This window comes from Pedobacter sp. ASV12 (genome assembly GCF_016429155.1).
In the GTDB taxonomy this organism is placed as follows: Bacteria; Bacteroidota; Bacteroidia; order Sphingobacteriales; family Sphingobacteriaceae; genus Pedobacter.
Window position 1 is genome coordinate 1 of sequence record NZ_JAELUC010000261.1, and the last position, 539, is coordinate 539.

Annotated in this window: 1 protein-coding gene and 1 pseudogene; both read right to left on the reverse strand. The window is 42.1% G+C overall.

Annotated features, from left to right (window positions below; translation table 11 throughout):
- Positions 1-181: pseudogene (locus tag JHD69_RS21165) on the reverse strand (MarR family transcriptional regulator); the annotation flags it as partial.
- Positions 159-362, reverse strand: coding sequence for a DUF5522 domain-containing protein (locus JHD69_RS20205; RefSeq protein WP_199142127.1), 204 nt, complete (start codon positions 360-362; stop codon positions 159-161). The gene JHD69_RS20205 and the pseudogene JHD69_RS21165, both read right to left, overlap by 23 nt.
- Positions 363-539: the final 177 nt, after the last annotated feature.

Below are 539 nucleotides of genomic sequence, written 5' to 3' on the forward strand. Positions count from 1 at the left end.
GGCTTGGGTGCTGCCCTCTCAATATCCTGAGTACATTAAATTGCTGCTGTGTAATATCGTACACATTTAGCATGTCTTTTACTTTCTGGCTGCTCCAAAAATAGGTATAAGTCAAGTTAACCAGTGCCTGCTGGAAAACATTTTCAAATTTTGAAGCCTTAATCTCCTTTTGTAGTTGCATGTTTTGGATTGCGTTTTTCAAACTGGGTAGCAGAAGCTCTTTTTCGGCTATTATTTTTCCCATAATTCCACGGGCAGTGCTTACATTTGTTTTTACAACAATACCCTCTTTTAAGGTGATATTCGGCCGTAAAAACCATTAACCCATCTTCGTTAAAGTAATAGTCGGTTTCTTCTTTCATTGATTAAGCAATTTAACGACCAATTTTGGTGCGAGGTAAGTTTGTAATGCTGTTCCGCTACCATGGGTGGTCCATACTTCTATAGGTCTGTCTCTTATACACATCTGACGCTGCCGACGAACCACGACATGTGTAGATATGGGGGGGGGGCGGGGAAGGATAAAAGGGGGGGGGGGG

Coding starts and splice junctions, on each gene's coding strand:
- JHD69_RS20205 (WP_199142127.1), bottom strand. CDS start 362: ATGAAAGAAGAAACCGACTATTACTTTAACGAAGATGGGTTAATGGTT.